We start from the raw sequence: 26803 nt of genomic DNA, 5'->3' as shown, positions 1-26803 counted from the left end.
TTCCGGAAGTGACTGATCCGAAGTGCTGGTGTGCGGGGTTGAGCCGGCCGCGCGGGATTTCGTAGTCGCCCCCGAGTGTCCTGCGGAGCCCGCCTCGCCCGTGTGACGGCGTTCGTCGGCGATCATGATGCGCCAAACATGGTCGGCCAGACGGCGTTTGAGACAGCGCATCGCCTCCCTTGTGGCCCTTGCCTTCGGCGATCTTGGTGTCGTAGTAGATCCGTCCTTTGGTGCCTGGCATTCGCACTTGTGTCAAGGCAATGGTGTGCAGGGCGTTGTTGAGCTGGCGATCGCCGTGGCGGGACAGCCGATGTCGAGATTTATCAGCGCTGGCGATTTCTATCGGCGCTGTGCCGGTGTGGACTGCGAAGGCTCCCGCGGTGCGGAACCGTGACGCGCGGCCGGTGCGGCCCAACAGACGAGCCGCGACCACCGGTCCGACACCGACCACGTCGAGAAGGCTGCTGCCGGAATCGGCGACGGTGTCGTGCATGCGCTGCTGGTTGGCTTTGAGCCGGACATCCAGAGCCCGCACGTCGGCGACGAGGTCACGGGCGAGTTCCTTGCGGGCGTGTTCCACTGGTGAGGATGGGCGGAGCCGCCGTAACGCATCGGCGGCCTGGTTCGCGGTCAGATCGGTGGACACGCCACCGGGCAGCAACTCCCGCATCACCGCATGCAGCTGGTTGACCGTGCGGGTGCGCTGCCTGGTCAGATTCGTGCGCCGCTCATCGAGCATTCGCAGCACGGTGCTGGCTCCCTCGGCCTCGACGCGCACCGCATCGCCATGCAACGCCGCCACACTGGCTGCTGCGGCCGCGTCGATGGTGTCGTTCTTACGCCGCCCGCCCCGCGAGGGTTCCCGGACCCGCGCGGTGGCTGTGGACGGCACGTCGGTGACCTTCTCCCCGCGGGCGATCAGCCATTGGGCCAGGTGCCGGCCCAAGCCCCACGCATTCTCCACGGCCCAGCGTCGGTCGGGAAATCGCCTCGCCCACACCAGAAGTCGCCGATACTCCGACACAGAAGCGTCGATGCGGATCGTGTCGAGCGTCTTGTTGGTTCCGGCATTCAGCGCTGCCGCCGTATGGGTGGACTTGTGCGGGTCGACCCCGATCACCACTGTCAACCACGTCTCCTTATTCCTCGTCGGATAGGAAGCCGCGGGCGACATTCCGGCTTTCGGCCTGTGTGTCCCACACCTCTGTTGAGTCAGGCCCGCGGCCGGTGCCGGGCCGGGGCGCAAACCCCCGGCGAGCCAGCCACATCGGGCGGCAGGAACCTCACGAGCCAGCCCCGGCCCGGCACCTCCGGCAGACTACGGCCGGTGATCATCCAGCCCGTCGAACCGGTCCTCAGTCCCAGCGCGTCGAAGGTGCGGCGGTTGTGGCCGCCACCGATCGGCCGCCGATCTGACCCTGGCGTTACGCACTGACGAATCGGCCCAGACAGAAGCCGAATACGCCCTGTCAGCGATCGCCTCGTCCGGGCAGATGCAAGGTTTGCCCCGACCTGTGCGAGCCACACTGATGCTGTCGAGCAACGCCAGCGACTGCAGATTGTCGACCGCTGGCCCCGGAGACGGCCTGCGAAGAGGTGGGCTGGGGGGTGTCACCGACCAAGCCCGGGAAGTTTCGTGGCGACGACGGTGGGACCATGCCGGTCAAGCACGCTCATCGGCCTGCCTGCTCGACGACCCAGGCCGCGATCTGTGTTCGTGAGGTGAACCCGAGTTTGGTCAGGATGTGTTCCACGTGCCCCTGCGCGGTCCGTTTGGAGATCACGAGCTGGGCGGCGATGGCATTGTTGGTCAGGCCCCCTGCGACCAGGTCGGCGACCTGCCGCTCCCGCTTGGTCAGGCTCGCGATGGCAGCCGACGGTGTTGCGGCAAGGGGCTGCTCGCCGAGGGCGTAGGCAACGGCGTCGGCGAAAGCCAGGCCCGCACCCGACCGCTGAGCGGTCTTCAATGCGCGCTCGCCCAGTGCCCGGCGGGCCCGCCGCTCGCACTCTTCATGGTGAACGAGCAGGTTCTCGAATATCACCGGGGAACTCCCCACGGACGAGCTAAGCGCCTCGGCGGCGCCCAGTAACGCGGCGGCACGCTCTGCCTTGTTCTCAGCGGCGGCGATCCATGCCAGGGCCTCGAGGGCCACGGCGGCGGTGAGCGGCCCATCCACCAGCCGGGTCAGTCGCAGACACTCGTCCAGCAGCCCAGCTGCCTGGTCACGATCCCCCTGTTGCAAGACCGCCACCCCCATGGCCCACAGCGAGTACGACCTGTACACCGATTCGCCGTGCGCCTGCGTGATGTCCAGCACCTGCTGGTGGCAGGCGATGGCCCGGCGGGCTTCACCCCGCAATTCGTACGCCAACCCGAGCATCATCAGAATCCACACCTGCTGGGCAAGGTCGCCTCGGGCTCGGAACGCCGCGAGCGCTTCCTCCAAATCGGTGCAGGCGCGGGGCAGGTCGCCGCTGTAGAGCGCCAGGAGACCCCTGGCATGCGCGACCCGGGTGCGGGCCACCGGATCGGTCATCTGCACGGCCAGCGCCTGCGCCTCCTCGACCAGGACCTCGCCCGCCGTGAGGTCGCCCTGCATGTCCGTCAGCACGCTGTCGGCGTACAGTGCTTCGATCCGGGCCCCGGTTGGCCGCCCGGGCCTGCGGGCCAGAGCCCGGCCCAGCCAAAGACGTCCCTCGCTTTGCAGGCCACGGGAGACCCAGAACGGGAACAAGGCGGACGCGATCCGCAGCCCGGCCTCCGTCGCCTCCGACCCTGCCTCTGCGTCTGCTTCTGCCATCTCCGTCACAGCGAATCCCATCGCCTCTCGCAGGTTCGATTGCTCGCGCTCGAGACGCGCGATCCACTCCAATTGCCGCGGACCGACCCACTCGGCCTCCGCCTGTGACACCAACTGCTGATACCAATCCCGGTGCCGCCGCCGCAGCAACAGGTACTCGGCCGGCTGTACCTTCTTCCGGCCGTAGTCGCGCAGCGTTTCGAGCATCCGGAACCGGACCACCGCACCGGCGTCCTCCCGGATCAGGATCGACTTGTCGACCAGCCCACCCACCGTATCGAGCAGGTCGTCCGCGGACACGCCTGCACCGCAGATGCTCTCTGCCGCATCGAGTTCGAAACTTCCGGCGAACACCGACAGCCGCGCCCACACCTGCTGTTCCCGGGAGGTACACAGGTCGTGACTCCAATCGATGCACAACTGCAGCGTCTGCTGCCGTGTCGGCGCACCTCTGCTGCCCAGGGTCAGCAGCGCGTACCGGTCGGCCAGTCGCTGCAGGATCTGTTCGAGCGACATCGCCCGCAACCGTGCCGCCGCCAACTCGATCGGCAGCGGCAGGCCGTCGAGGCGCTCACAGATCCGCGCCACCGTCACCACGTTCTCGTCGGTGACCCGGAATCCCGGCACCGCGGCCGCGGCGCGCTCCACGAACAAGCTCATCGCGTCGTAGCGGGCCATTCCACGCAGCGACGGTGGGTGGTCCGGGGCCGGAACCGTCAGCGGGTGCACCCGCAACACCGCCTCCCCTGCGATGCCCAGGGGTTCGCGGCTCGTCGCCACGACCCGCAGCCCCGGACAACTGTGCAGCAGCAGCTCCACCAGGCCGGCCACCGCGTCCACCACATGCTCACAGTTGTCCACCACCAGTAGCAGCTGCCGTGCGGCGAGGAACTCCACCACCACATCCCTGAGCGGACGTGCGGACTGATCCTGTATCCCGAGGGCTGCGGCTACCACATCCTCCAGCAACGACTCGTCACGCAAGTCGGCCAAATCCACCAACCGGACACCGTCGGCGAATCCCCGCTTTGCGTCGGCGGCCATCCGAAGCGCCAGGCGCGTCTTCCCGACACCCCCGATCCCCGTCAACGTCACCAAACGTGATGCGGACAGCTTCTCCTTTCCCTCGCTCAACTCGCGGCGGCGACCGATGAAACTTGTGAGCTCGAGCGGCAGGCTCCCCGCCGGGGTTCGGAAGGCGGGCAGCGCCGACGGAGGTCGGCCCCTCGCGGTGGCCCTCACAGGATTCGGGCGTGGGCGCGCCGAATCCTGATCCTGCGGCGCGGCGCCCGCGTCACTGTGCAGCGCCATCTCATCGACCGGGAACCCGTGCGCACGTTGGACCCCGCGCAGGTCGTCTCCGAACCGCGCTGCGGTGGCGGGGCGGTCTCGTGGCTCGGTAGCCATGGCCCGCCCGATGAGCACACTGACGTCCTCGGCGATGCCGTGCTCACGCAGATCCGGGACCGGTTGGGTGGTGATCCGCAGGAACTGGGCGACCATATGCTCACCGCTTCGGCGCTCGAATGCGGCGTGCCCGGTAATGAGACAGAACAGTGTGGCACCGAGACTGTAGATATCCGAGGCAGAACTCGGGGACTCGCCGCTGAGGACCTCGGGGGCGGTGAAGGCCGGTGACCCGGTGACCGTACCGGTGCCGGTCTTGAATCCTCCAGCAAGGTGAGCGATGCCGAAATCGGTGAGCGCCGCCTTCCCGTAATCGGTGACGAGGATGTTCGCGGGCTTGACGTCACGGTGCAGGATGCCGACGCGGTGGGCGGTCTCGAGGGCACCGGCCATCTTCACCCCCACCCGCAGCGTCTCCGACAACGACAACGGGCCGTGACGGCGGATCCGCACATCGAGCGAATCCTGCTGTTGGTACAGCATCACGATGTAGGGGCGGCCGCTGTCGGTGGTCCCGACGTGCAGCACACCCACAATATTCGGGTGCCCCGCCAACCGCCCCATCGCCCGCTGCTCCCGGAAGAAACGTGCCAGGTTCTCCTCCTCCAGATCGGCGGTGAGAACCTTCACGGCCACGATGCGATCCAGCGACGGCTGCACACACCGGTAGACCAAGCCGAAACCGCCCCGCCCGATCTCGTGCGGGTCCTCGAACCCGGCCGCGCCCAGCTCCGCGGTGACCTTCGGGGCCACGCCACGCTGCGTCGCGAACGGATCGACATCGGTCATCGCAACGTCTCCTACTCTGCCGCCCCGGCGGTCGCGCGAACAGGGCCCGACCGGTACGACCCTCGAGGAGACAACATGAAAGGGATCCACGCCCAGCGTATCGCTACCAGCGGTTTCACCCCGATTACTCGATCGGTCGATACCGCGCACACCCCTGACCCGACGCCACTGTGATCGACGAGCGCAGTGAACTCCGCATCGCGACCCGGATCGGATCACCACGCTCAACGGCCGGCCCGTGACGGCTGACGCCAGCGAGATGGCGAACGAATTCTCGAGGTATCGGCACTGTGCTGAATTCGATCCAGCGTCCGCGTGCGAAACGAAGTGCGGAGCACTCCTCGACGCTGTCACCACCGACGACACCACGCGCGACCGCAGCCGACGTGTGGATCGAACTCCGCGACAAACCCTGGGAATTTCGCTCTCGGGGCGCCCAGCCGAATCCGACCCGCGTTTATCATGACCTCCCCGACCAACTACCACGGAAGGATCCTCACAGGACGCGTCTTCCACCGCGTGCACTCGCACTGTCGCGCATGCGGCAGCCGGGTTCGTTGGATCGGTGCCTTTCGCGGCGATCCCTTCAGCTCGACCCCTTGGTTCCACACCCGAGCTTACGAACCGTTGACGAGTTGGCTCGTTCGACGTTGTTGCGCACCAATGGAATTCCGTCCAGAACAGCAACCGCTGTTCAGGTTGCGCGCTTCCGCCGCCGATACGCGCGCTGTCGGCATGCGTTGCTGCACCCGCCCTTTATAGAAGGAGACCGAGTAGCCAGCTTGGCGATACGCCTGAGTGCCATGTCCGCGCCTGTGCCAATCATGGTCGTACCGGACAGGGAGCTCGCACGGGCATTCCGAGCATCGGTCCCGTCCGCGCGAAGGCGTGTAGCCGTGGTAGTCGCACAGAACGAGGGACTCGGCTCGATCCCGACCTCGGGATATACGACCCGAGCGGCGTAGTCGCTGATCTGCTGGATCATTCGATCTCTGTCGTCTACATCGAGTTCAGCAGGACTATGGACCCTGCAAACCTCGATCTTCCCGGAAAACCGCGCCAGCATCGCACTGCACCATCAAGCCGGATACCGCACCATCGGCGTCCGCGAACGCGTCGCCCAACTCGACGACACCTGGCGCGACACCGTCTTCACCGTACCGGAGACCGGAGGTGTCGAAGGGGATACTCGACGGCCGGCTCGACGAGGTCACCATCCGAACCGCTTGGCCCGACGACCTCGATCTGGATCTGATCACCGCATCTCTGCGGGAAGTGGACTTCCGCACCCGCACCGTGATCGTCGACAGCGACGCCGGACAGGTACCGCTTTCCTACGACGGCCTGGTCCTGGCAACCGGTTCACTCGCCCGCCCGTCCCCGTTCGAGCCGCTGGACAACGTGTTCTCCTTACGAAGCCTCGACGACGGCCTGCGGATGCGACAGGCGCTGAAGGACGCCCAACGCCTAGTCCTCGTGGGCGGCGGGTTCATCGGCCTCGAAGTAGCCGCCGTCGCCCGCAAACTCGGTCTCGACGTGACCGTAGTAGAGGCGGGTGAGGTACCGCTGAGCCGCTCGTTGGGTACCCACCTTCGGCGAACACATGTCTGGCCTACACCAGGACCACGGTGTCAAAATCCTGTGCCGACAGACGGTGTCGGGTCTGCTGGGCCGGGAAACCGTCGAAGCCGTATCCCTTGCCGACGGCACGAACCTACCGGCCGACATCGTTGTGGTGTCGATCGGTTCGGTACCGGCCGCGGACTGGCTCGTCTCCTCCGGACTGGACGTTACCCGCGGCGTGGAGTGCGATCGGACATGCGCGGTCACGGGCGTCCCCGACGTCGTCGCGGCAGGGGACCTCGCAAACTGGTACAACCCGCTCTACGAACGTCACATGCGAGTCGAACACTGGACCAATGCGATCGAGCAAGGCACCTTCGCGGCCCGCGACACTCCTCGGCACACATGACCCAGGAGGTTTCCTCAGCGCACCGTACTTCTGGTCCGACCAGTATCGGATGCGGCTGCAGAGTGTCGGCTCCGCCGCTGGGTACGACGAAATCGAGGTCCTCGAAAAAGACGGCGAAAAGCTGCTCGTCGCCTATGGAAAAGCCGGCCGGGTTGTCAGTGTGGCGGGGTTGCACACCGGAACGGCTGTCATGTCCTACCGCCGTTTGGTGACAGAGTCGGCCACAATGGACGCGGTTCGACAGCAGGCGCGAGAGGCACTCACCAAATGACGCGCAGTCGGCAGCCCCGCCCACGGACTAACGCGCGAGGTTCCCCTGCTTCACGGAGCGTTCCAATCCGTGGCCCGATAGGACCGCAAGGACTTCGTCAGCGGCTGCGCCGAAGAAACATCCCGTCGGGTTGAGGAGCAGGGCGGTCAGGATGTACCGCGACTCCGATCCTGTGGCGCTGACGAAGATCGACGACACCCGGACCCCGGCTGCTGTCTTCTGACGGAGTCTCTCACAGGGTCTGACCGTCGAGTCCGCAGTGAGGCCCGTGGTAGTCGTAATAGTCTTGCCACTCATCGACTTTCGCGTCGAAGATATTCACGTCGTAGATCACGATGCCGTCGCGCGTGGTGCGGCAACCGGCGGTTACCGTGGTCGGCCTGAGCTGCGCAGCTTCCAGCGAGTATCAGCGCAGGTAGGATACCGCTAGCCGGTGAACGGGTTGCGGCGTACGGTCAGCCGCCTGCGCAGCGTCTGCTGGATGTGCCCGATAGGCGTCAAGTGTTGGCCGGTCAAAATGTCCAGCCATGACGACAGCCGCCGAGCCCAGTCGTTCATTTCGCCTGAACCTGTAGGACCACACCGGCGGCCCGCCCACATCTGGGACCGGGCGCGTGCGGGGGGACACTCCGGACGGAGGGACGCGCATATGGTCGACCCCTCGTGCCCGAGCTGTGACCGGCTCGACTGGGTACAAACCGTTCCAGCACTGCACGCCACCGGGGTATCCACCGTATCGGGCACCAGCCGATACGCTGGCTGTTGGTTGCCAGGGGAAGGGACCACTTCGGAGCTGGTTTTGCCAGGGCCTGGCAGGCGACAAGAGATGCTCTACTGGATGGCTCCGTTGTGGTAGATCTACGTGCTTCGTCGAGTTGAGTTCGAATCCGAGGATCGGCGTTGCCGACGACGCGATTCACTTTCGCGCGGCGTCTGCGCGTGCGCTGCGGTGACATCGCACAACCCTGCGCGGGCATCCTGTACTCGCTATCCACCATCAGCCACGCCACCGACTCGTCCGAGGCCAGCACTGCCCGCACGGCCCTGGACAACGGCTCCTTCAAATCCAAGGGTCACCCAGATCCTATGTGGCACAAGTGAATTAGTCAGAATCGGAGTTAAAGATAAGAGCGCCGAGGTTCGGCGGGCTCCAGCACCGACTCGGCACACGACCATCCACCGCGTTGTGCGCAGCAGTGCCGGTCGTGCTGGTCGATCATGGCGAGCAGGTGTTCGCCACGAGCGAGGGCCTCTTCGGATTCGGCTTCGGCGCGGAATCCGGAATCCGACGTTCCCGCATAGCCTTCGAACATTTGAATACTGAAGTAACGGAACGCAATTGCTCCTGCTAAGGGTAAGTCGCAGCCAGACCGTCAACCTGCCGGACTCATGGATGCTCGCCGGGCAAGGCCGACGCGTAGAGGTCGATCTCCCGAGCGGTTGGACTCAGGCCCGGGTACACAACCTGCCGGCCCGCACCCCGGCAACCGCAGATCGCGCCTCACTCCCCTGCTGCTGTCCCCGGCAGGGATGAGCAGCCCCGATGAGGAAGGTGGCCAACGCCTCCGGGCGTTCGCCGGACGCGTGGTGCAACACCAGCAGCGGATCCTCCCCTATGTACCGAACCAGCGCTGGACCTCGGTAATCGTGAGGACGGGGTGACGTTGGAGCAGATCGCTGCGGATTTCGGTGTTCATCCGCTGACGTCGTCGAAATGGATGCGCCAAGCCGAGGTCGACAACGGGAACAAGCCGGGCGCGACTCGCGCCGAGTCGGCCGAGTTTCGTGGTGCGCGACGTCGTATCCGGTTGCTGGAGCAGGAAACGAGGTTCTGCGGCGGGCTGCGGCGTATCTGTCGCAGGCGCAGTTACCGGGAAAAGGATCTACCTGCTCGTGAAAGAGCTTGCCGCCGAGGGGATTCCCGTGGCGGTGACGTACCGGGTACTCCCCGCCCCCGAAGAGATCGCGGAGATCTTCGCCGTCCGCCTCGCGTTGGAAGCGCCGGCGGTTCGCAAAGCCGCGACGCATGGAACCGCGGCATTGCGGCGCGCTGCTCGAACAGCATCGACGGATGCGGGAAGCCGCCTCGGCCGGGGACGAACTCGCGTTCTCCCGTCATGACCTCACGTTGCACGACCTGATTCTGGACGCGGCGAACAACGCCCGCGCCCACGCAATCGTGAAGTCCCTGCGGGAGACAACTCGGCTACTCGGGGCCTCGACAGCCGATAACACTCGAACCGTGATCGACTGATCGACATCGATCGCGAACACGGTCCGATCGTTTCCGCAGTTATCGAAGGCGATCCGGACCGAGCGGAGGCGGCAATGCGTTCTCGTCTGATCAATACCGGGAAACTTCTTGTGCAACAAGCAATTCCGCCTGACGGTCAAGTCGGGCATGCCCACCGGATCTGGTCCGACATCGTCGGCTGCGCCAAGGACCAGCACGCGATTACGCCGGCGACTAGCATCTGACGCAGAACGGTCCCGCTCATCGGATATCAATCTCTCGACATCGCCGTGGGACGCAGAGTCGGCGTTTCCCGCCTGCGGTGATCTTCGACCCGGCAGCGGACCCGCGTAAGGTTCTTTTCGCCGCCGAGGCCGAAGCCTGACGCCCCCTGGAACGCGCCTTCGAAGCCCGCCTGCACAAGGATTGGGCACCAGGCACCACTTCCGACGAAGAAGACGACAACCTTTTCCGCAAACTTCAACCGACTCGATATATTCATATCGAGTCGGTTTTCGGTGGGCGGCGTCGCCCTGAAAACCGCAGTTTCGTTCGCCATTTATTCGGCCGCAGTTTCCGAACTATGAATTAACCGGAGGGCCCATGTTGTTCCGGCCTGCTCACGGCCTCGTTCGAGCACCCGTGTCGGGCCGGACACCGACAGGTCCCCGGTCAGGGCCCCTCCAGCCGCGGGAGCAGCGCTGTTCAGCCGGAGTGATATCTTCCGGACTGCCGCTTTCTCATGCTGTAGTAACGTCACTGTAGCCAGTGAAAGTGGTTCACCGGGTCGGGATGTACGAAAGGGCCCTGGGCATGGCACGACAGAGTCGTTCGCCGCATTCTCGCAATCGTCGTTCACATACTCCGCTCCTGACGAATCTGCTCACGGCCGCGGTGGAATCGGACCCCGATCGGATCGCCGTTCGCTTCGATCCATCGGGCGATCCGGCCGAACAACGGCAACTGACGTACCAGGAACTGGACGCGGTGTCCTCTCGGCTGGCACGTGAGCTGATTGGACGCGGTATCGGTGCCGGCGATGTGGTGGTGATGGGCATTCGACGCGGCGTCGAGTCGGTCGTGGCAGTGTGGGCGATTGCCAAGGCGGGTGCGGCCTTCGTGCCCGTGGATCCCACGTATCCGCGCGAACGTATCGCACACATGGTCGCGGATTCGGGAGCGGTACTGGGGTTGACCTCGACGGTGCACCGGAGCGCGCTGGGCGATGCGGTGGAGTGGATCGAGCTGGACGATCCCGCTCAGGCTGCGCGTATCGCCGAAAACCCGGACCATCCGATCTCCTATCTCGATCGGATACGCCCCATCGATCCACGGCATCCGGCGTACATCATCTACACCTCGGGTTCGACCGGAACCCCCAAGGGCGTCGTGATCACCCATACCGGCCTCGGCGGCCTGGTGGCCTCGGCACGGGAGACGCTGCGAGTGAGTCGGAACTCGCGTGTGCTGCACGCATCGTCACCGAGCTTCGACGCCTCGGTCGAGGAGCTGCTGGTCGCCTTCTCCTCGGGTGCGACGCTGGTGGTGGCGCCACCGGATATATTCGGCGGCCCGGAACTGGCCGATCTGCTGCACCGCGAGCGAGTCACCCATCTGTCGATGACCCCGGGAGCACTCGCGTCGCTGGATCCGGACGGACTCGACGATCTGGAAGTTGTCGAGGTGGGCGGCGACCGGTGCGGCCCGGAATTGGTGGCGCGGTGGGCGCGCGAGGGACGGCTGTTCATCAACGGATACGGCCCGACCGAAGCGACGGTGCTGGCGACACTGAGTGATCCGATCCCGCCCGAGGGGCCGGTGACGATCGGGCGCGCGATCGCGGGAGTGACGGCGATCGTGCTGGACACGCGGTTGCGGCCGGCCCCGGCCGGCAGCGTCGGGGAGTTGTATCTGTCCGGCCCGGCGTTGGCCGAGGGGTATCTGGGCCGCCCGGGCCTGACTGCCGAGCGATTCGTGGCCAACCCGTTCGGAGCCGAGGCCGGCGCGCGGGAGACGCGGTTGTACCGCACCGGGGACCTCGTGCGGCGCAATGAAACCGACGGCACCCTCGAACATCTGGGCCGATCGGATTTCCAGATCAAGATCCGCGGCTTCCGGATCGAGCTGGGCGAGATCGACACCGCGCTCACCGCCCATCCCGGCATCGGCTTCGCCGTAACCGTCGGCAAGACGCTGCCCTCCGGCGCCACCGCCCTGGTCTCGTACGTCATGCCGCGGCAAGGTGTCACACTCGACATCGACGAACTCACGACGTTCGTCGCGAATCGCCTGCCGGAGTACATGGTGCCGGCATCGATCACGGTGCTGGACGAGATCCCACTCACACCGATCGGCAAGGTGGATCGTGCCGCATTGCCGGAACCGGCCTTCGCGACCGCCGAATTCCGTCCTCCCGTCACCGAAACCGAGTCGGTTATCGCGGAGGCCTTCGCCGCGGTGCTCGGTGTCGAACGGGTCGGCATCGACGATTCCTTCTTCGCGCTGGGTGGCGACTCGATCCTGTCCATCCAGATGGCGGTCCGAGCCAGGAAGCGGGGAGTGGTGTTCACCCCGCGAGATGTGTTCGATCATCGAACCGTTGCCGCGCTGGCCGAAATCGCGACGTCGGCTTCCGATCCGGAGCAGCCCCGGCTGGACGAACTGCCCGGTGGCGGAGTCGGCACAATTCCGCTGACGCCGATAATGGCCGCCACACTGGCCAAAGGCTCGTCGTGGCAACGGTTCTCGCAATCGATGGCGCTGCGCCTGCCGGCGGGTATCGACCGCGGAACTCTGGTAGCCACCCTCGATGCGGTGATCACGCACCACGATGTGCTGCGGTCGCGGCTGCGCGCGGCGGACCCGGCGGATCCTGGGCTCGTAGCCGAACCGCACACGGCCAGTTGGACATTCGAGGCCCTCGGCCGCGGGGCGGTCGATGTCGATGCGCTGGTGCACCGGGTCGAGCTGCCCGCCGACATCGACGACGCGGAGCTGTCCCAGAGAGCGAGCGCAGCCTACGACGGCGCGCTGGGCCGGCTCGATCCCGCGAATGCGGTGATGCTGCAGTTCCTCTGGTTCGCCTTCACGACACCGGAGCCCGACTCGCCCACGGGACGCCGGGACGTATTACTCGTGGTCGCACACCATTTCGTGGTCGATGGCGTGTCGTGGCGCATTCTCATCCCGGATCTGGCGCTGGCGTGGTCGCAACTGATCGCCGGCCGACAAGTGTCCTTGCCCGCCAACGGCACATCGATGCGGCGCTGGGCATACGCGCTGACCGAGACGGCGACCGAGCCGGCACGCAGGGCGGAACTCGAGTTCTGGCAGCAGGTTTCCGACGCCGACGACCCGCCACTGGGCAGCCGCGCCCTCGATCCGGCGATCGACACCCTCGCCACCGTCGACCAGGTGCGGGTGACGGTGCCCGCCGAGGTGACCAACGCCGTGCTGACCACGATCCCGAGCCGCTATCACGGCGGCGTCGCCGACGCTCTGCTGTCGGCACTGGCATTGGCGCTGAGCAAATGGCGACGCCTGGACAAGGGCGGTTCGGCAGTGATCAAGCTCGAAGGCCACGGCCGCGAGGAGCAGGTCGTGGCGGGCTCGGATCTTTCTCGCACGATCGGCTGGTTCACCAGCGCGTTTCCGGTGCGGTTGAAGCTGGACGAGATCGACCTCGACGACGCGTTCGCGGGTGGCCCGGCCCTGGGTGCGGTCGTGAAGTCGGTGAAGGAACAGCTATTGGCCGTGCCGGACAACGGCATCGGCTACGGTCTGCTGCGGTATCTGGACCCGGACACCGCCGGACGAATGCCCGAGACCGGGCAGATCGGCTTCAACTACCTGGGCCGTGTCACCGCGGGCGAGATCCCCGCCGAACTGGCCGAACTGGGCTGGGTGCCGGTCGACGACCTGGGCGAACTGGCCGCCGAGATGGATTCGGATATGCCCGCCAACGGCGTGATCGATATCAACGCGATCGTGGCCGACGGTACGGCCGGGCCCGAGCTGACCGCGTCGTTCGCGTTCGCCACCAAGGTGATTTCCCGTGACCCGGTGCAGGAGTTCGCACAGCTGTGGACAGCCGCGCTCACCGCGTTCTCGCGGCATGCGCGGCGCCCGGACGCGGGCGGGCGCACACCGTCCGACCTGCCGCTCGTGCGGGTGAGCCAACCGGATATCGAGGTGTGGGAACGGGACTACCCGGCACTGGCCGATGTGTGGCCGTTGGCGCCGCTTCAGGCCGGTCTGCTGTTCCACGCGCTGCTGGCGGGCTCGGACGTCGATGTCTATACCACCCAGTCGACGGTGGATCTGGCGGGCGAGCTCGAGACAGCGCGGCTGCGGACCGCGGCCCAGGCGATGCTGGACCGCTACCCCAATCTGCGGACGGCGTTCGTCACCGATTCGGACGGCAACGCTGTACAACTCGTCATGAGCCGGAGCGAGGCGCAGTGGCGCGAGGTGGATCTGACCGGGCTGCCCGCCGGCGAGCGCCGGGCAGAGCTGCAGCGGTTGATCGACGCGGATCGCCGGAGCCACTTCGACCTCACGGTGGCGCCGCTGCTGCGATTCACCCTGTATCGCACCGGCGCTGCGATCGACGCCGCAACGGAGCACACCGAAGACGTTGCGGCACAACAGCAGTGGTGCCTGGTCATCACCTCCCATCACATCCTGCTGGATGGGTGGTCGATGCCGCTGCTGTTGCGTGACCTGCTGCTGCTGTACGCATCGCGTGGCGACGAGAGCGGGTTGCCGCGGGTGGCGCCGTACCGTGGCTATCTGAATTGGCTGGCCGGGCGCGACCGCGAGGCATCGCTACAGACCTGGGCGAAGGCGCTGACGGGCCTCGACGAGCCGAGCTTGCTGGCGCCGCCATCCCGCCCCGGCGAACGGACGCGGATCGACAGGCTGAACACCGAGATCGATGCCGGCCGCACCCGCCGGATCACCGAGCGCGCAGCGGCACTCGGTGTCACGGTGAACACCGTCCTGCAGGTGGCGTGGGGTCTGCTGCTGGGCCGGCTGACCGGCCGTGACGACGTTGTGTTCGGCGCCACGGTATCGGGCAGACCGGCCGAGCTGCCCGGCGTGGAATCCATGGTGGGCCTGTTCATCAACACGCTGCCCGTGCGGGTGCGGATCGACGAGCGCCACACGGTCGGTGAGTTCCTGCAGGATGTGCAGCGCGATCAGGCGGCATTGCTGGACCACCATCAGGTCGGCCTGAGCGATATCCAGCGGATTGCCGGTGCCGCAGCACAATTCGATACCCTGCTGGTCTTCGAGTCCTATCCGATCGACCGCGAGGCGATCGCCGCCACCAGCTCGATCGACGGCATGTCGGTCACCGGCGTGAGACTGGCGGACGACACCCATTACCCCCTGACTCTGGTGGTCACGGCGGGGTCGACGATCGAGATCACCTGGCGGTATCTGAACGGCCGCTTCACCGCCGGCGAGGTGGAAACCATGGCCGCGCGGCTGGTCCGTGTTCTGGACGCGCTCTCGGGCGATCCCGTGGCCACGGTCGGTGACATCGACATCCTGCTGGACGAGGCCGAGCAGAACCGGATCCTGTTGCAGTGGAACGGCTCACGGCATCGGGTCGAGCCGGAGCTGCTGCTGGACGGCTATCGGCGTGCGGTCTCGGCCTATCCGGATCGGGTCGCGATCGCCTATGCGGGCTCGGAACTGACCTACCGGGAATTCGACGAGCGGGTCAACCGCCTCGCGCGTGCGCTGATCTCCCGCGGCGTCGGCCCGGAAAGCCTGGTCGGCCTCGCGATACGGCGGTCGCCGGAGCTGGTCGTCGGCATGTACGCGGTCCTCACCGCGGGCGGTGCGTACGTCCCGGTGGATCCGGATCATCCCGCCGAGCGCATCGCGTACATCCTGCACACCGCCCAGCCGGTGTGTGTGCTCACCACGGATTCCGTGCCGGTGCCGGACGGAATCGCGGTGCTGCGCATCGACTCCGGCGATCCGGACGGATTCGAGAGCACACCGGTGCGGGCCGCGGAACTGCTGCGGCCGGCCCGCACCGACGATCTGGCGTACGTCCTGTTCACCTCCGGTTCCACCGGCCGGCCGAAGGGCGTCGCGATAACGCACCGCGCGGTCGGCAATCACCTCGCGTGGATGCTCGACCGGCATCCGCTGGGCCCCGACGACGCATATCTGCAGAAGGCGCCCACCACCTTCGACATGTCGGTGTGGGGCTATTTCATGCCGCTGCGCGTCGGCGCGAAGCTGGTGCTGGCCACCCCCGACGGCCACCGGGACCCGGTGTATCTGGCGGAAACCATTGCCGTGCAACGAGTCACAGCCACGGACTTCGTACCCTCGATGCTCGCGGAGTTCGCGGCCCAGGTGGACCCGGCCGCGGTCGCGACCCTGCGGCACGTGATCAACGGCGGCGAGGTGCTGACCGCGGAGACCGTCGCCGCACTGCATGCGATCTGCGACGCTCGCGTGCACAACCTGTACGGGCCGACCGAGACCGCCGTCTCGATCACCTCCCGGACCGCCTCCGGCGACGAACGCACCGACATACCGATCGGCACGCCCGGGTGGAATTGCGGTGTGCACGTGCTGGATTCACGTCTGCGGCCGGTCCCGGCCAGGGTGCCGGGTGAGCTGTATCTGGCCGGCGACCAGCTGGCCCGCGGCTATGTACGCCGGGCGGCGCTGACCGCGGAACGATTCGTGGCCAACCCGTTCGACGACGGTCAACGCATGTACCGGACCGGTGATCTGGTGCGATGGCGGACAGACGGCGTACTGGAATACCTGGGGCGCACCGACTTCCAGGTGAAGTTCCGCGGCCAGCGCATCGAGTTGGGCGAGATCGAATCCGCGCTGGCGGCGTTGCCGTCGGTGCAACAGGCCGTGGCCGCGGTGCTGCCCTCACAGCTGGGCGATCAGCTGGTCGGCTACGTGGTGCCCACGCCCGATGACCGGCACGACACCGCCGAAACGCTGGCGGCCCTGGCACGCACGCTGCCCGCCTACATGATCCCGGCCACGATCGTCAAACTCGCCGAATTCCCGCGCAATACCAGCGGCAAAGTAGATCGCCGAATGCTGCCTCGGCCGGAGTTCGGCCTCCGGGAGTTCCGCGCGCCGAGCACACCCGCCGAGGAGATCGTGGCCGGGGTCTTCGCCGAGGTGCTCGGCCTGGATCGGGTGGGCACGGCCGACGACTTCTTCGCACTCGGCGGTAACTCGCTGGTCGCCACGCGAGCGGTGGCCCGGTTGAGCGCGGCCCTCGGGACGCGGGTGCCGGTGCGGGCCCTGTTCGACCGGCCGGTCGTCGCCGACCTGGCAGCGGGAATCGTGCCCGGCGGCGACGATACGGCCGAGCGCCCCGAGCTCCGGGCGGTCGAACGAGGTGACTTCGTGCCGCTGTCGCTGGCTCAGCTGCGCATGTGGGTGCTCAACCGGATCGACCCCGAATCCCCCGCCTACAACATTCCGTTCGCGCTGCACCTGCGCGGCTCGCTGAATGTGCCCGCGCTGGCACAGGCCGTCCAGGACGTTCTGGAACGGCACGAGGGGCTGCGCACCAGATATCCGGCCGACGGCCCCGACGGGCAGCCGTTCCAGCAGATCCTGCCGGTGACCGAGGCGCTGCCGCACGGATTGCAGGTCGAACACTCCACCGTCGGCGTCCTCGACCGCATCGCCGAACTCGCGACCACCGGCTTCGACGTCACCGCCGAAGCTCCGGTGCGGATTCGGTTGTTCCGCGGCCACGACACGGACGAGCACGTGCTGGTCGTCGTCGCGCACCACATCTGCGCGGACGGTGCGTCGATGGCGCCGCTGGCGCGGGATCTCACGACCGCATATCTGGCGCGCGTCGCGGGTGACCCGCCGGGATGGGCGCCGCTGGCCGTGCAGGTCGCCGATTTCGCGATCTGGCAGCACAAGGCCGTCGGCAGCGAGAACGACCCGGACTCCGTCGCCGCCCGGCAGCTGGCCTACTGGCAGCGCGAGCTCGCGGGCATCTCCGGCGTATCGCTGTTGCCACTGGATCGCCCGCGCCCGGCGCACACGTCCCAGCGCGGCGCGTCCATCGCGTTCACGGTGCCCGCGGCCGTGCACACGCGACTCGCGCAGATCGCGCAGGAGCACAATTCGTCGCTGTTCATGGTCGTGCACGCCACCCTGGCCGTCCTGCTCGCCCGGTTGTCCGGCGGATCGGATATCGCGATCGGCACGCCGATCGCGGGTCGCGGGGCCGCCGTGCTCGACGATCTGGTCGGCATGTTCGTCAATACCCTGACCTTGCGCACCACCGTGGACCGGTCGGCCCCGTTCGCCGCACTCGTCGACACTGTGCGGGAGGTCGACCTGTCCGGATTCGCCCATGCCGACGTTCCGTTCGAACGCGTGGTCGACGCGGTCCTTCCTGCCCGGGCGGGCGGGGCACATCCCCTGTTCCAGGTGATGCTGTCGTTCCAGAACACCGAAGCGCCGGCGTTCGAGCTGCCAGGGCTGAGGATCTCGGCGCTGGACACCGGCGAGGTGACGGCCAAATTCGATCTGGAGGTGATCGTCGATCCACACCACCGCGACGATGGCGTCCGGGATGAGCTGATCGTCGTATTCACCTATGCGACAGACCTTTTCGACGAGCCGACGATACAGGGCCTCGGTCGCCGGTTCGACCGGATCCTGACCGGTGTTGCCGCCGATCCGCAGGTACTCGTCGGCGATATCGATGTCCTCGACGCGGGCGAACGCGACCGGGCGCTGGTGGCCGCCGGACCGGAACCGGCCGGGCCGCAACGAATCGAGCTGTTGCCGGACCTGCTGGCCGCGGCCGCGGACCGCAATCCGGACGGCGTCGCGGTGATCGTCGACGATTCCGCCCGGGAGCTGGACAGGCTCGACTACCTCGATCTGGACGAGCAGTCGAACCGGCTGGCCCGCCTGTTACTCGATCGCGGCGTCGGACCGGGGGATCTGGTCGTGATCGGCATGCCACGGTCAGCGACCTCGGTGCTCGCGATCTGGGCCGTGGCCAAGACCGGCGCGGCCATCGTGCCGGTGGATCCGGCCTCCGTGGCGGACCCGAGTAGTCACCTGCCCGCGGAGGCGGCGCTGGGACTGACCGTCCCGGGCGTCGATCTGCCCGATGCGCTGCCCTGGTTGACGTTGGACACCGACGAGTTCGCCCGACAACTCGCCGACCGGTCGCCCGCACCGATCGGCGACACCGATCGCCCTCGGCTGCTGCGTCCCGATCATCCGGCCTGTGTCGTGCGCACCTCGGGAGCGAGCGGCCCGCCCCGGGTCGTCACCGTCGACCACGCCGCGTTGGCCGGTTTCTGCGCGGAACTGGGAGAGCGTTTCCGAGTGACGAGCGGTTCTCGTACCCTGCATTTCGCCACACCGTCGTCCGACGCGGCAATGCTGGAACTACTCCTGGCCGTCGGCGGTGGCGCGACCCTGGTGGTGGCGGCACCCACCGTCGACCACGGGAAGGACCTGGCCGTGCTGCTGCGCCGCCAGCGGGTGTCGCACGCGGTCCTCACCGCGGCCGAGCTGGCCGCGGTCGACCCCGCGGGGCTCGACAGACTCCGCGTGGTGATCACCGACGGCGCGGCGAACGCTCCGGATCTCGTGCGGCGCTGGGAGATTCCGGTCGCGGGCGGCCGTGTTCGCGAGCTCCACCATGGCTACGGCTCGGCCGCGGCCACGACCTGATGCGGACCCCGGGCTACCTCAGCAGCACGGCGTAGCCCGGCTTGATCACCGGCGGAAAGAACACCGGGTCCATCGAGTCTGGCGTACCGAGTACAGCGGTCTGTACCAGTCGACTATCAGACATACGTCCCCCGTTCACTTTTGAAGATTCACTTTCGCGGCGCGTAGCAAGCCGAGAGAACGTGCCCGCATCCAGGCCATGCTCACAGCCGACGTCGTGTCACCCGCCGACATGCGGAAGGACGTTCTGTGCGATCTTTCCAACAACTCGGCGACCGCCCGCACCGCCGCCCATTCCGACCCATGCTGATCACGGAACTCACCAAACATCCGCACGGCCCGCTCACGCAGCTCGTCCGGGTACTTCCTCCTCGACACGACTCCATCCTTCCCAAGAGATGAAGTCTCCGGACTCACCGGGGTGACTCAGTTGTCCGACAGGTCTTGTCGGCCCTTTCTCACACAGCCGGTGGTGTCAGGCGTGGTCCGTTGGTCGTTGGGCTCAACGCTGCCGGTAGGCCCGCTGCTTACATGCGTTGCAGCAGTACCGGCGGTATCGCCCGAACATCTCCTCTTCGGGAGGAAGCTCGCATGAGCAGCTGCCGCATCGCGGTCGTCCTCGTAGTTCGGTCCAGCCGTGATGGTCGCACCACTCCAGAGACGTCTGCTGCCGAGTACGTCGAAACGCCGACTTGTCGAGGTGCTGCAGCACCTCGTAGAGGGTGTCGTCGGCGTGGAACGTGTCGTAAGCGAAGTAATCACGCAGGATTTCACTACGCGTTGGATGGCGGAGTTTGCGCATCGCCTTGTCGTGCACATGGCGGACTCTGTCCGAGGAGATTCCGAAGGTCTTGCCCACGTCACTCAGCGAGAACCCGTTGAACACAGGCCTGATCACCTCGACCTCCCGCTCGCTGAGCGTCTCCAGAACGTAGCCGAGTTGCTCGACGAGGAACTCGGCGTTGGACCCGCTCATGCGCCGGCTGAGACGCCGGATCACGGAAGTTGCGGCGGCTCATACCGTCTCCTGACTGTCTCGACCAAGTTCCTCCGTAGTGGCAGGCACATCGCTGATGGACCGATCGGCGGGAGGTGTGGTGTCGCTGCGGAGTCCGAAGGCGGCGGCCCACGCTCCGAAGACTGGGGCACATCGTCGCGCCGCGCACGGCATAGAGCAATGACCGTCACGACGCAGACGACGACGGCGATCGCGGGCCACACCTTGATCCAGGCGAGCACGCCGACACCGGCCGCCGACACGCCACCGACGACGAGAACCTTGCTGGGCAAGAACACCTCCGGGCACAAAAAAAGCCCCCGGCGGGCGCCGAGGGCTGGGACTGTCGATTGCTGCTTGGACGAAAAACGCCCCGACCAGAAGGGCGGGGCGATGAGGGATACGACTCTCCCCTGCGTCTACAACATAGCACGTCGAAATTGAAGCCCTGGGCGGGAGGCCCCGGTACCAGGGGCGGTCCAGGGCCTCCCTCGGCCGCGAGCCCGCAGGGGCAACAGGGCCACGGCCTCGATTCAGCCACCCCGACCGGGGCCGACAACCTCCGGCGCCAGCACGGGCAGGGTCATTTCCACTGTATGACCGCCGTGCGGGTTCGCACCGCTATTCGGCGGGTGCGGTGTCCTGGTGGATGGGGAGGGATCCCTTGTTGTGCCAGTCCTGCGCACCTGCTTGCTCATCTCGAGCGCTTCGCCGATGGCGCTCCAGCTCGCCGACTCCCGTTCGCCGCCGGCTGCCGCGTACGAACTCGGTGACGAGCAAGCGCGATAGCGCTGAGCACCAGTGCGCCAGGGGCGGCCACGGCGAGGAGTTGGCGGCCGAGATGCTCGCCCGAGAGCTGGATCCCGAAGAGGTACTCGGGCCGGGGCGTCGCGTAGCTCTGACGGCGGGAGTTCAGGTCCACCGCCTTTACCGCGACGGTGGCCATAGCCTGGCACCGGGCCTGCTCCAGCTCCTGGCGGTGATCGCAGGCGCTCCGCATTCGCTGTTCGAGCGCGGTGTCGACGGCTCGGCGCGCCCACGGGCCCAGCGGCTGCCCGTGGGCGTCGGCGTAGCGCAACATGTCGTAGCCGAGGTCGTGCGCCTGGCACGCGGTCCGGAATTCGGCGGGCAAGCGCACCGGCGAGGAACATTCGCCACCCGGATCGACCAGCAGCCCGTCCGTGATCACCGGCCGGTATCCACTTTCGTCGGCGAAATCCGTCGGAATCGCGACCGTCCCCGGATGTGCTCCGGTCAACTCCGCGACAGCCGCACGGGCTGCGGGATTCTCCGCACCCGCAGAACCCACGGCCGCCCCGGCAACCGGCTGCGGGACAACGAACACCACGAGAGCCCCGAGCACGCCGAGCGCACCCAGGCCCGCCAACACCTGCCTCCGCCGCGATTTCCGGGTGGCCCCAGCTAGGGAACGAGCAGCGCCAGGGCGGCGAGAACGCCCACGACCGGGACGGTTCAGCGCAGCCACGGCACGAAAGCGGCGCGCGACAGCAGGAATACGGCCGTCGGTGTCCGCAACGGGTGCATGATTGCTGACATCGTGTGGGAGTGTCGGAGCCTTCAAGTGCAAGATCGGATCCCCAGGGTCTCGGTGGCGGCGGTGGTCGTACCTCCAATTTCCCTGTTCGGCGGTACCTGCGACAGCAACCCTTGAGATCGCTCCCGACCCCTCGAGGGTGGGCGGGATCTCACCCCAGGGTGCGGGCCTTGGGGTGAATCATTCGACCAGCTCGCGCATATCCTGCCGGTAGACCGCGAGCACCAGCGCTTCGCGGGTCGGGAAGCGCCGGTACAGCGTGCCCTGCCCGACGCCGGCTCGTTTCGCGATCGTATGCAGGCTGACCTCGCCGGAGCCGGCCAGCGCCGCCCGCGCGACGTTCAGGATCCGGGTCCGGTTGCGCTCGGCGCGGGGGTCGGTGCTGGCCAAGGAGTTCGGGATCAGCCGGGAAACCGTCTACAGCTACCTGCGGACCCAGGCCGTCACAGGCTGCCCCGGGCCCGGGGAGTGACCAAGCTGGACAACAGCCCGGCGGCGCCTTTGCCGCCGGGGCTGCCGCACGTCCGGACGTTACCCGCCTACGGCCAGGCCGTTCACCACATGTCACGAATGGGTCGTGGTGCGTCCCGGATCTGGGCGCGGTAACGGCAACCCGACATCGCTGCTGGTCAAGCCATTGTCGTTGTTTTCCGCGCGGCTACTACCGGGACCCCGACGAGGATGTCGAGCTGGGTGTGATCGGCCTGCCACATCAGGTTCGGGCGCTCGGCGCGGCGCCGGTACACCAGCTCGTAGGTGTCGCGGAAGGCTACTGGGCCGTCGTGGGCGAGGGTGAGCATGGCTGGGTCGAGAGCGGTGACGATCGCGCGAACAGTGGTATAGGACACCGGAACCCATCCCTGCTCGGCGGCGGCGCGGGCGGCGCGTCGGGTGATCGTCGCCAGCGACGGGCGCGGGTGGCGAAGGGCCATGCCCTCGATCAGCCGCACCAGCTCCGGCTCGCTGCGCCGGCCCGTGGATCTACGCCGGGCCGGGGCGAGTCCGGCCAGACCCGAGGTTCGGTAGCGGTTCGGCCACCGTTGCGCAGTCCGCAGGGGCGTGCGTGACGCGGCAGCGGCACGGGTCAGCGGCACACCGTCTTCCGCCGGTCACTCTCGGTCAATCCGGGCAGTCCGCTACCCGTCACGGCTCACCCCGCTTCCGCACACACGCGGCATCACCTGCGCTGGGTCACATTGTCGCGCCCGAGGGGGACAGATGCCGGTAGATCGTTGGACGGGTGACGCCGAACTCGGCGGCGATCTGCGCGACGGTGTAACGGCGTTTGCCAGCCTCGTCGAGTTCGTCATACATCTGCCGCGCCAACTCGACCTGCCGCGGGCCGAGCTTGGGTTTCTGGCCGCCGGTACGGCCGCGAGCGCGGGCGGCGGCCAGCCCGTCGCGGGTGCGCTCGGACATCAGGGCGTGCTCGAATTCGGCGATGGCGCCGAGGATCTGGAAGCGCCTTGTCCAGTTCCGGCCGGGTCGCGAGTTTCCCGGATGCCTTGTCCACGAAGATCTTCTCGCATCCGGCCGCGGTCAATGCGTCGTGTTGCGCTTCGGTGTGCTGATCGCGCGTCGAGACGCGCCCGTAGCCGATTCGCATGAGCCGCAGCGTATCGCCAACCCCCGACAGGTTGACATTGCCGCGTACACGGCAACCTTTACAGATTCTTCCTGCGGAAACCCGCTGCGGCCGAGGGTGTCTCGTGAACGTTCGTTTCCAGACACGACTGTCCTCACTGCGCCGTGTGCTCGGTGAGCAGCGCGGTTGCCTCGCGTGCAGCAAGCCCGACAAGCACAACGGCCTGGCCGCAGATGCCGCTTTTAAAGTGAGGACGCCAAGCGTGAAGTTGCGGGTTGTTGGAGTCGTCTGCACCGGCGGCGGGCGGGCTCCCGGTGCGCGTGAAGGGGACTTCGAACATCGTTGTGCCCGAACTCGCCTGCACCACGGTGCTTTTGGCTCAAAGTCGTCTGCACGGAGAGACTGCCCTGCCAGTCCCCCGGAGCCCAACGGGTCGTGAGCGTCAGGCCTGCGCCTCGGCTTTGGCCAGCCACTCGTCGCGTGCGCTGAGCAGCAGCGCGCCGAAGCTGTCGTGGGGCAACAGGTCGCCGCCGTCGCCCGCCCACCACTCGTAGGCCCGCCACTCGCCGTCCGCACCGATGTGGTCCGCGCTGAGCACCCAGAAGTCGCCCTGGTTGGAGGCGGTGGAGATCAGTACGCACCGTCTGAGCTCGGACTCCAACTCAGGGAAGTCCATGCCCGAGAACCACGCGGACCACATCTCGGGGTCCGCCTCCGGGTACCACCCGATCGCATCGACCCGCCGCAGCGTGCCCGCATTGGTCGGCATCTCGGCCCAGCCGTCGCTGACCAGCAGGAAGTTCCGGTAGCTGGGCGGCAGCGTGACGCCGAGCCGCTGTTCGGCGGCGCGGACCACGTCCTCACCCGCGGGCTGCGTGCCGGGCCATTCGGTGCCGGGACCGGTCAGGAACTCACGCCATTCGGGGACGGTCACGGGCGGGGACATGTACGTACTCCATTCGTGATGGCGGTGCGCACCGATCGTAAGGGATGTCGCGGCCCACGTGCGTTGTCGTCGGAGAAAAACGCGCAGTCGGCTTCGACAGGCGACGACAGTCCGGTTCTTCCTTCTCACCCACTACACCCCAAAGAACAGTCCTGACGCCGGGCGCGCGTGCAAGACCATACCGTCCGGATAGGGCCCGCCAGTTAGTAGCGCGATAAGACCGCCACTTTCCGCCGCGAGTCACAGGCAGCTCGATGAAACCCGACGATCCTGCGGTCTCAGAGCGTGTCCGGGAACTCTCGACGGGCATCCGTCCGAGTTCCTGGACTCACTTTTCAAAGTGTGGTTAGCCAGTGGGTTAGGCGGCGGGCCGCTGTTGTGAGGATGGTGGGGTCGCGGAGGGTGTTGGACAGCAGGGCGCTGCCTTCGTAGGCGGCCATGAGCTCGAGGGCTAGGTCGTGGGCGTCGGCGCGGCCGAGGGCGCGGAACTGGGTTTCGGCCCAGGCGATGGGGAGGTGCATCAGGTCGGCGACGGGGAACGCCTCGTGCGCGGGGCGTTTGTCGAGTTCCGAGCAGAGAGTGCCGATGGGGCAACCGTATTGGGTTACGGTCTCACTGTCGGCGGTGAACAGATCCACGAGGGCTTGTAGGCGGCTTCTCGGCGAATCGAAGCGAGCGTCGATGGCGGCGAGGGCTCCGCTGATCTGCTGCACGTGGGCGTCGATGGCGGCGGTGACCACCTCGTCTTTGGTTTTGAAGTAGTAGTAGACATTGCCGGGCGGCACCTCGGCCGCCTGCGCGATGTCGGCGAGCGTGGTCCGCTGCACTCCCTGTTGGTGCAGGAGTTCAACGGCAGCGGCCAAGAGCCGTTGCCGTTTGCCTGGCCGCGGTGTGGCGGCCGCGGTCTGGGTTGAGTCAGCCATCTCACTTGACACGATACGACGCTTCGGCGTCGACCATTACCAGCGGGGCTCGCGTACGCGTATTGCCGGTGCGCAGGGCGATCAGGGCCGCGACCGCCATCAGGATGGCCCCGATGAACAGCGCCCGATGGTAGCCGGAATCGGCGGCCACGGCGGTGGACGCGCCCGCGGCGATCAGGTCGTTGGTGCGGGTGATGGCGACGGCGGACAGGATTGCGAGGCCGAACGCGCTGCCGACCTGCTGGGACGAGTTCAGCAATGCCGCCGCCAGCCCAGCCTTGTCCGGCGGCACGCCCGCGTTGGCCGCAGCGGTGACAGCGACGAACACCGGCCCCGCCCCCAACGACATCACGAGAAATCCCGGCAGCAGATCTCCGACATACGAACCGTGCATCGGCACCCTGGACACGTAGTAGATGCCTACCCCGGCGAGCAGGCAGCCCACGACCATCACCCAGCGGGTGCCCACGCGCGTGATCAGTTGCGACGCAACGCCTCCGGCGACGGCGAACCCTGCGGTGATCGGAAGGTAGGCGGCTCCGGCCCGGATCGGCGAGTAGTGCAGGATCTCCTGCATGTAGAGGGTGGCGTAGAAAAGCAGCGAAAAGAACCCGGCGAACGCGATCAGCTGGGTCAGATCCGCTGCGACCAGCCCTTTCACCCGGAGAACAGCCGCGGGCACCAGCGGATCGCGGGTGCGCGCCTCGTTGAGGGCGAACGCGACGAGCAAAGCGGCCGATCCACCCAAGCACAGGACGGTGGAAAGCGATCCCCAGCCCACGACCGGCGCGCGCACCAGTCCGTACACCAACAGCAGCATGCCGCCGGTCACCAGCACCGCGCCCTGCGAATCGAAGGCGGCCCGCCCGGTCCGGCTGGGCCGGTCGTCCGCCAGAAGCATCACGGCACAAGCGATTACCGCGACGCAGATGGGTGGGTTCACGAAGAACACCCACCGCCAGCCCGGCCCTTGGGAGATCACTCCCCCGAGGAACACACCCGCCGCTGCGGCCACTCCGCTGATGCCGCCCCACACCCCCAGCGTCGTGTCCCGATCCTTGCCCTCGCGGAAACTCGTCGTGAGTTCGGACAGCGCCGCGGGAGCCATGAACGCCGCCCCGATGCCCTGCACAAGCCGCGCCGCGATCAGCAGCCCGGCACTGTCGGTCAGTCCGGCCGTCAATGACGCTGAAGCGAATACCACCAGACCCGCGAACAGCATGCGGCGTCGGCCGAGCAGATCGCCCAGACGGCCACCGAGCAGCAGAAAGCCCCCATAAGTCAAGATGTAGCCACTGGCCACCCACTGCAGATTCTGCTGTGTGAAATGCAAACTGTGCTGGATGGACGGCAGCGCGACGTTCACGATCGCCGAGTCCGTAATGTCCAGAAACTGAACTGTGCACAACAGTACCAAAATAGCCACACCCAGCCGGGACCGCAGCACCAACCGCCGCCCGGACTCTTGTCCCAAAGCCGCCCACATACCCGCATCCTCTCCTGCTGAGTTAGTTTACTCACTAACTCAGTCTTGACGGCAGTTCTCGCCATGTCAAGTGAGTGAACTCACTAACTAGGAAAAGTCTGAGTGAGCGTCC

The 26803-nt window shown here is 67.0% G+C and carries 15 protein-coding genes and 6 pseudogenes; 8 read left to right on the top strand and 13 right to left on the bottom strand.

Annotated elements, in window-relative coordinates; translation table 11 throughout:
- Nucleotides 1-105: 105 nt before the first annotated feature.
- Together ON40_RS28705 and ON40_RS28700 are read right to left on the bottom strand one after the other, a co-directional pair.
- Nucleotides 106-1174 (bottom strand): annotated as a pseudogene (locus ON40_RS28705) (IS110 family RNA-guided transposase); the annotation flags it as partial.
- 499 nt (nucleotides 1175-1673) lie between these two features.
- On the bottom strand, nucleotides 1674-4997 hold the full coding sequence (locus tag ON40_RS28700) for a protein kinase domain-containing protein (RefSeq protein ID WP_040827998.1): 3324 nt from the start codon (nucleotides 4995-4997) through the stop codon (nucleotides 1674-1676).
- Nucleotides 4998-6007: 1010 nt separating this feature from the next.
- On the opposite strand from ON40_RS28700, the pseudogene ON40_RS54845 reads away from it, so the two are divergent.
- The 5 genes and pseudogenes from ON40_RS54845 to ON40_RS28680 all read left to right on the top strand — a co-directional run.
- Nucleotides 6008-6148: pseudogene (locus tag ON40_RS54845) on the top strand (GNAT family N-acetyltransferase); the annotation flags it as partial.
- Nucleotides 6149-6170: 22 nt separating this feature from the next.
- Nucleotides 6171-6533 (top strand): annotated as a pseudogene (locus ON40_RS56175) (FAD-dependent oxidoreductase); the annotation flags it as partial.
- Nucleotides 6534-6600: 67 nt separating this feature from the next.
- Nucleotides 6601-6969, top strand: a complete 369-nt coding sequence (locus ON40_RS48400; protein WP_051193687.1) for an FAD-dependent oxidoreductase — start codon at nucleotides 6601-6603, stop codon at nucleotides 6967-6969.
- Nucleotides 6917-7240, top strand: coding sequence for an oxidoreductase C-terminal domain-containing protein (locus ON40_RS48395; protein ID WP_083896009.1), 324 nt, complete (start codon nucleotides 6917-6919; stop codon nucleotides 7238-7240). The genes ON40_RS48400 and ON40_RS48395 overlap by 53 nt, the downstream gene beginning before the upstream one ends.
- A 900-nt stretch (nucleotides 7241-8140) precedes the next feature.
- A complete protein-coding gene (locus ON40_RS28680) occupies nucleotides 8141-8341 on the top strand; it encodes a hypothetical protein (RefSeq protein WP_040827995.1) in 201 nt (66 codons plus the stop codon).
- A 17-nt stretch (nucleotides 8342-8358) separates the two neighbouring features.
- Here the strand turns inward: ON40_RS28680 and ON40_RS53315 are convergent, their stop codons facing one another.
- The gene (locus tag ON40_RS53315) at nucleotides 8359-8553 is read right to left on the bottom strand and encodes a hypothetical protein (RefSeq protein WP_040827994.1); all 195 of its coding nucleotides are present in this window, start codon (nucleotides 8551-8553) and stop codon (nucleotides 8359-8361) included.
- 477 nt (nucleotides 8554-9030) lie between these two features.
- Between ON40_RS53315 and ON40_RS56170 the strand changes: the two are divergent.
- The 3 genes and pseudogenes from ON40_RS56170 to ON40_RS28660 form a co-directional block, all read left to right on the top strand.
- Nucleotides 9031-9187, top strand: a pseudogene (locus ON40_RS56170) (IS3 family transposase); the annotation flags it as partial.
- A gap of 79 nt (nucleotides 9188-9266) precedes the next feature.
- The gene (locus ON40_RS54840) at nucleotides 9267-9494 is read left to right on the top strand and encodes an FCD domain-containing protein (RefSeq protein WP_051193685.1); all 228 of its coding nucleotides are present in this window, start codon (nucleotides 9267-9269) and stop codon (nucleotides 9492-9494) included.
- Between the two features lie 792 nt (nucleotides 9495-10286).
- Nucleotides 10287-19199: pseudogene (locus tag ON40_RS28660) on the top strand (non-ribosomal peptide synthetase); the annotation flags it as partial.
- A 135-nt stretch (nucleotides 19200-19334) separates the two neighbouring features.
- Here ON40_RS28660 and ON40_RS48385 read toward each other — a convergent pair.
- The 10 genes and pseudogenes from ON40_RS48385 to ON40_RS28615 all read right to left on the bottom strand — a co-directional run bounded on the left by ON40_RS48385 (nucleotide 19335) and on the right by ON40_RS28615 (nucleotide 26691).
- Entirely contained in the window at nucleotides 19335-19577 is a 243-nt protein-coding gene (locus ON40_RS48385) for a hypothetical protein (RefSeq protein ID WP_051193683.1), read from the bottom strand.
- A gap of 124 nt (nucleotides 19578-19701) precedes the next feature.
- Nucleotides 19702-20175 (bottom strand): sigma factor-like helix-turn-helix DNA-binding protein, encoded by a 474-nt coding sequence (locus tag ON40_RS28650; RefSeq protein WP_040827992.1) that lies wholly within the window; start codon nucleotides 20173-20175, stop codon nucleotides 19702-19704.
- A 715-nt stretch (nucleotides 20176-20890) separates the two neighbouring features.
- Complete coding sequence (locus ON40_RS28645) at nucleotides 20891-21586, bottom strand: hypothetical protein (RefSeq protein ID WP_051193682.1); 696 nt, start codon at nucleotides 21584-21586, stop codon at nucleotides 20891-20893.
- A gap of 345 nt (nucleotides 21587-21931) precedes the next feature.
- Nucleotides 21932-22141, bottom strand: coding sequence for a TetR/AcrR family transcriptional regulator (locus ON40_RS28640; protein WP_051193681.1), 210 nt, complete (start codon nucleotides 22139-22141; stop codon nucleotides 21932-21934).
- A 239-nt stretch (nucleotides 22142-22380) separates the two neighbouring features.
- Nucleotides 22381-22845 carry a helix-turn-helix domain-containing protein gene (locus ON40_RS28635; protein WP_051193680.1) on the bottom strand — a complete coding sequence of 155 codons (465 nt, stop codon included), beginning with the start codon at nucleotides 22843-22845 and terminating at the stop codon, nucleotides 22381-22383.
- Between the two features lie 97 nt (nucleotides 22846-22942).
- Nucleotides 22943-23170: a helix-turn-helix domain-containing protein gene (locus tag ON40_RS55525; protein WP_281033071.1), complete on the bottom strand. Its 228-nt coding sequence runs from the start codon at nucleotides 23168-23170 to the stop codon at nucleotides 22943-22945.
- 54 nt (nucleotides 23171-23224) lie between these two features.
- Nucleotides 23225-23357 (bottom strand): annotated as a pseudogene (locus ON40_RS56520) (recombinase family protein); the annotation flags it as partial.
- A gap of 421 nt (nucleotides 23358-23778) precedes the next feature.
- The gene (locus ON40_RS28625; RefSeq protein WP_051193679.1) at nucleotides 23779-24282 is read right to left on the bottom strand and encodes an SMI1/KNR4 family protein; all 504 of its coding nucleotides are present in this window, start codon (nucleotides 24280-24282) and stop codon (nucleotides 23779-23781) included.
- Between the two features lie 335 nt (nucleotides 24283-24617).
- The gene (locus tag ON40_RS28620) at nucleotides 24618-25205 is read right to left on the bottom strand and encodes a TetR/AcrR family transcriptional regulator (protein ID WP_040827991.1); all 588 of its coding nucleotides are present in this window, start codon (nucleotides 25203-25205) and stop codon (nucleotides 24618-24620) included.
- A 1-nt stretch (nucleotide 25206) separates the two neighbouring features.
- On the bottom strand, nucleotides 25207-26691 hold the full coding sequence (locus ON40_RS28615; protein WP_051193678.1) for an MFS transporter: 1485 nt from the start codon (nucleotides 26689-26691) through the stop codon (nucleotides 25207-25209).
- Nucleotides 26692-26803: the final 112 nt, after the last annotated feature.

Origin of the sequence: Nocardia jiangxiensis NBRC 101359 (assembly GCF_000308615.1) — a bacterium.
GTDB classification, from domain to species: Bacteria; Actinomycetota; Actinomycetes; order Mycobacteriales; family Mycobacteriaceae; genus Nocardia; species Nocardia jiangxiensis.
Note: the sequence above shows the minus strand (reverse complement) of the source record. Positions and strands in the feature narration are given on the sequence as shown.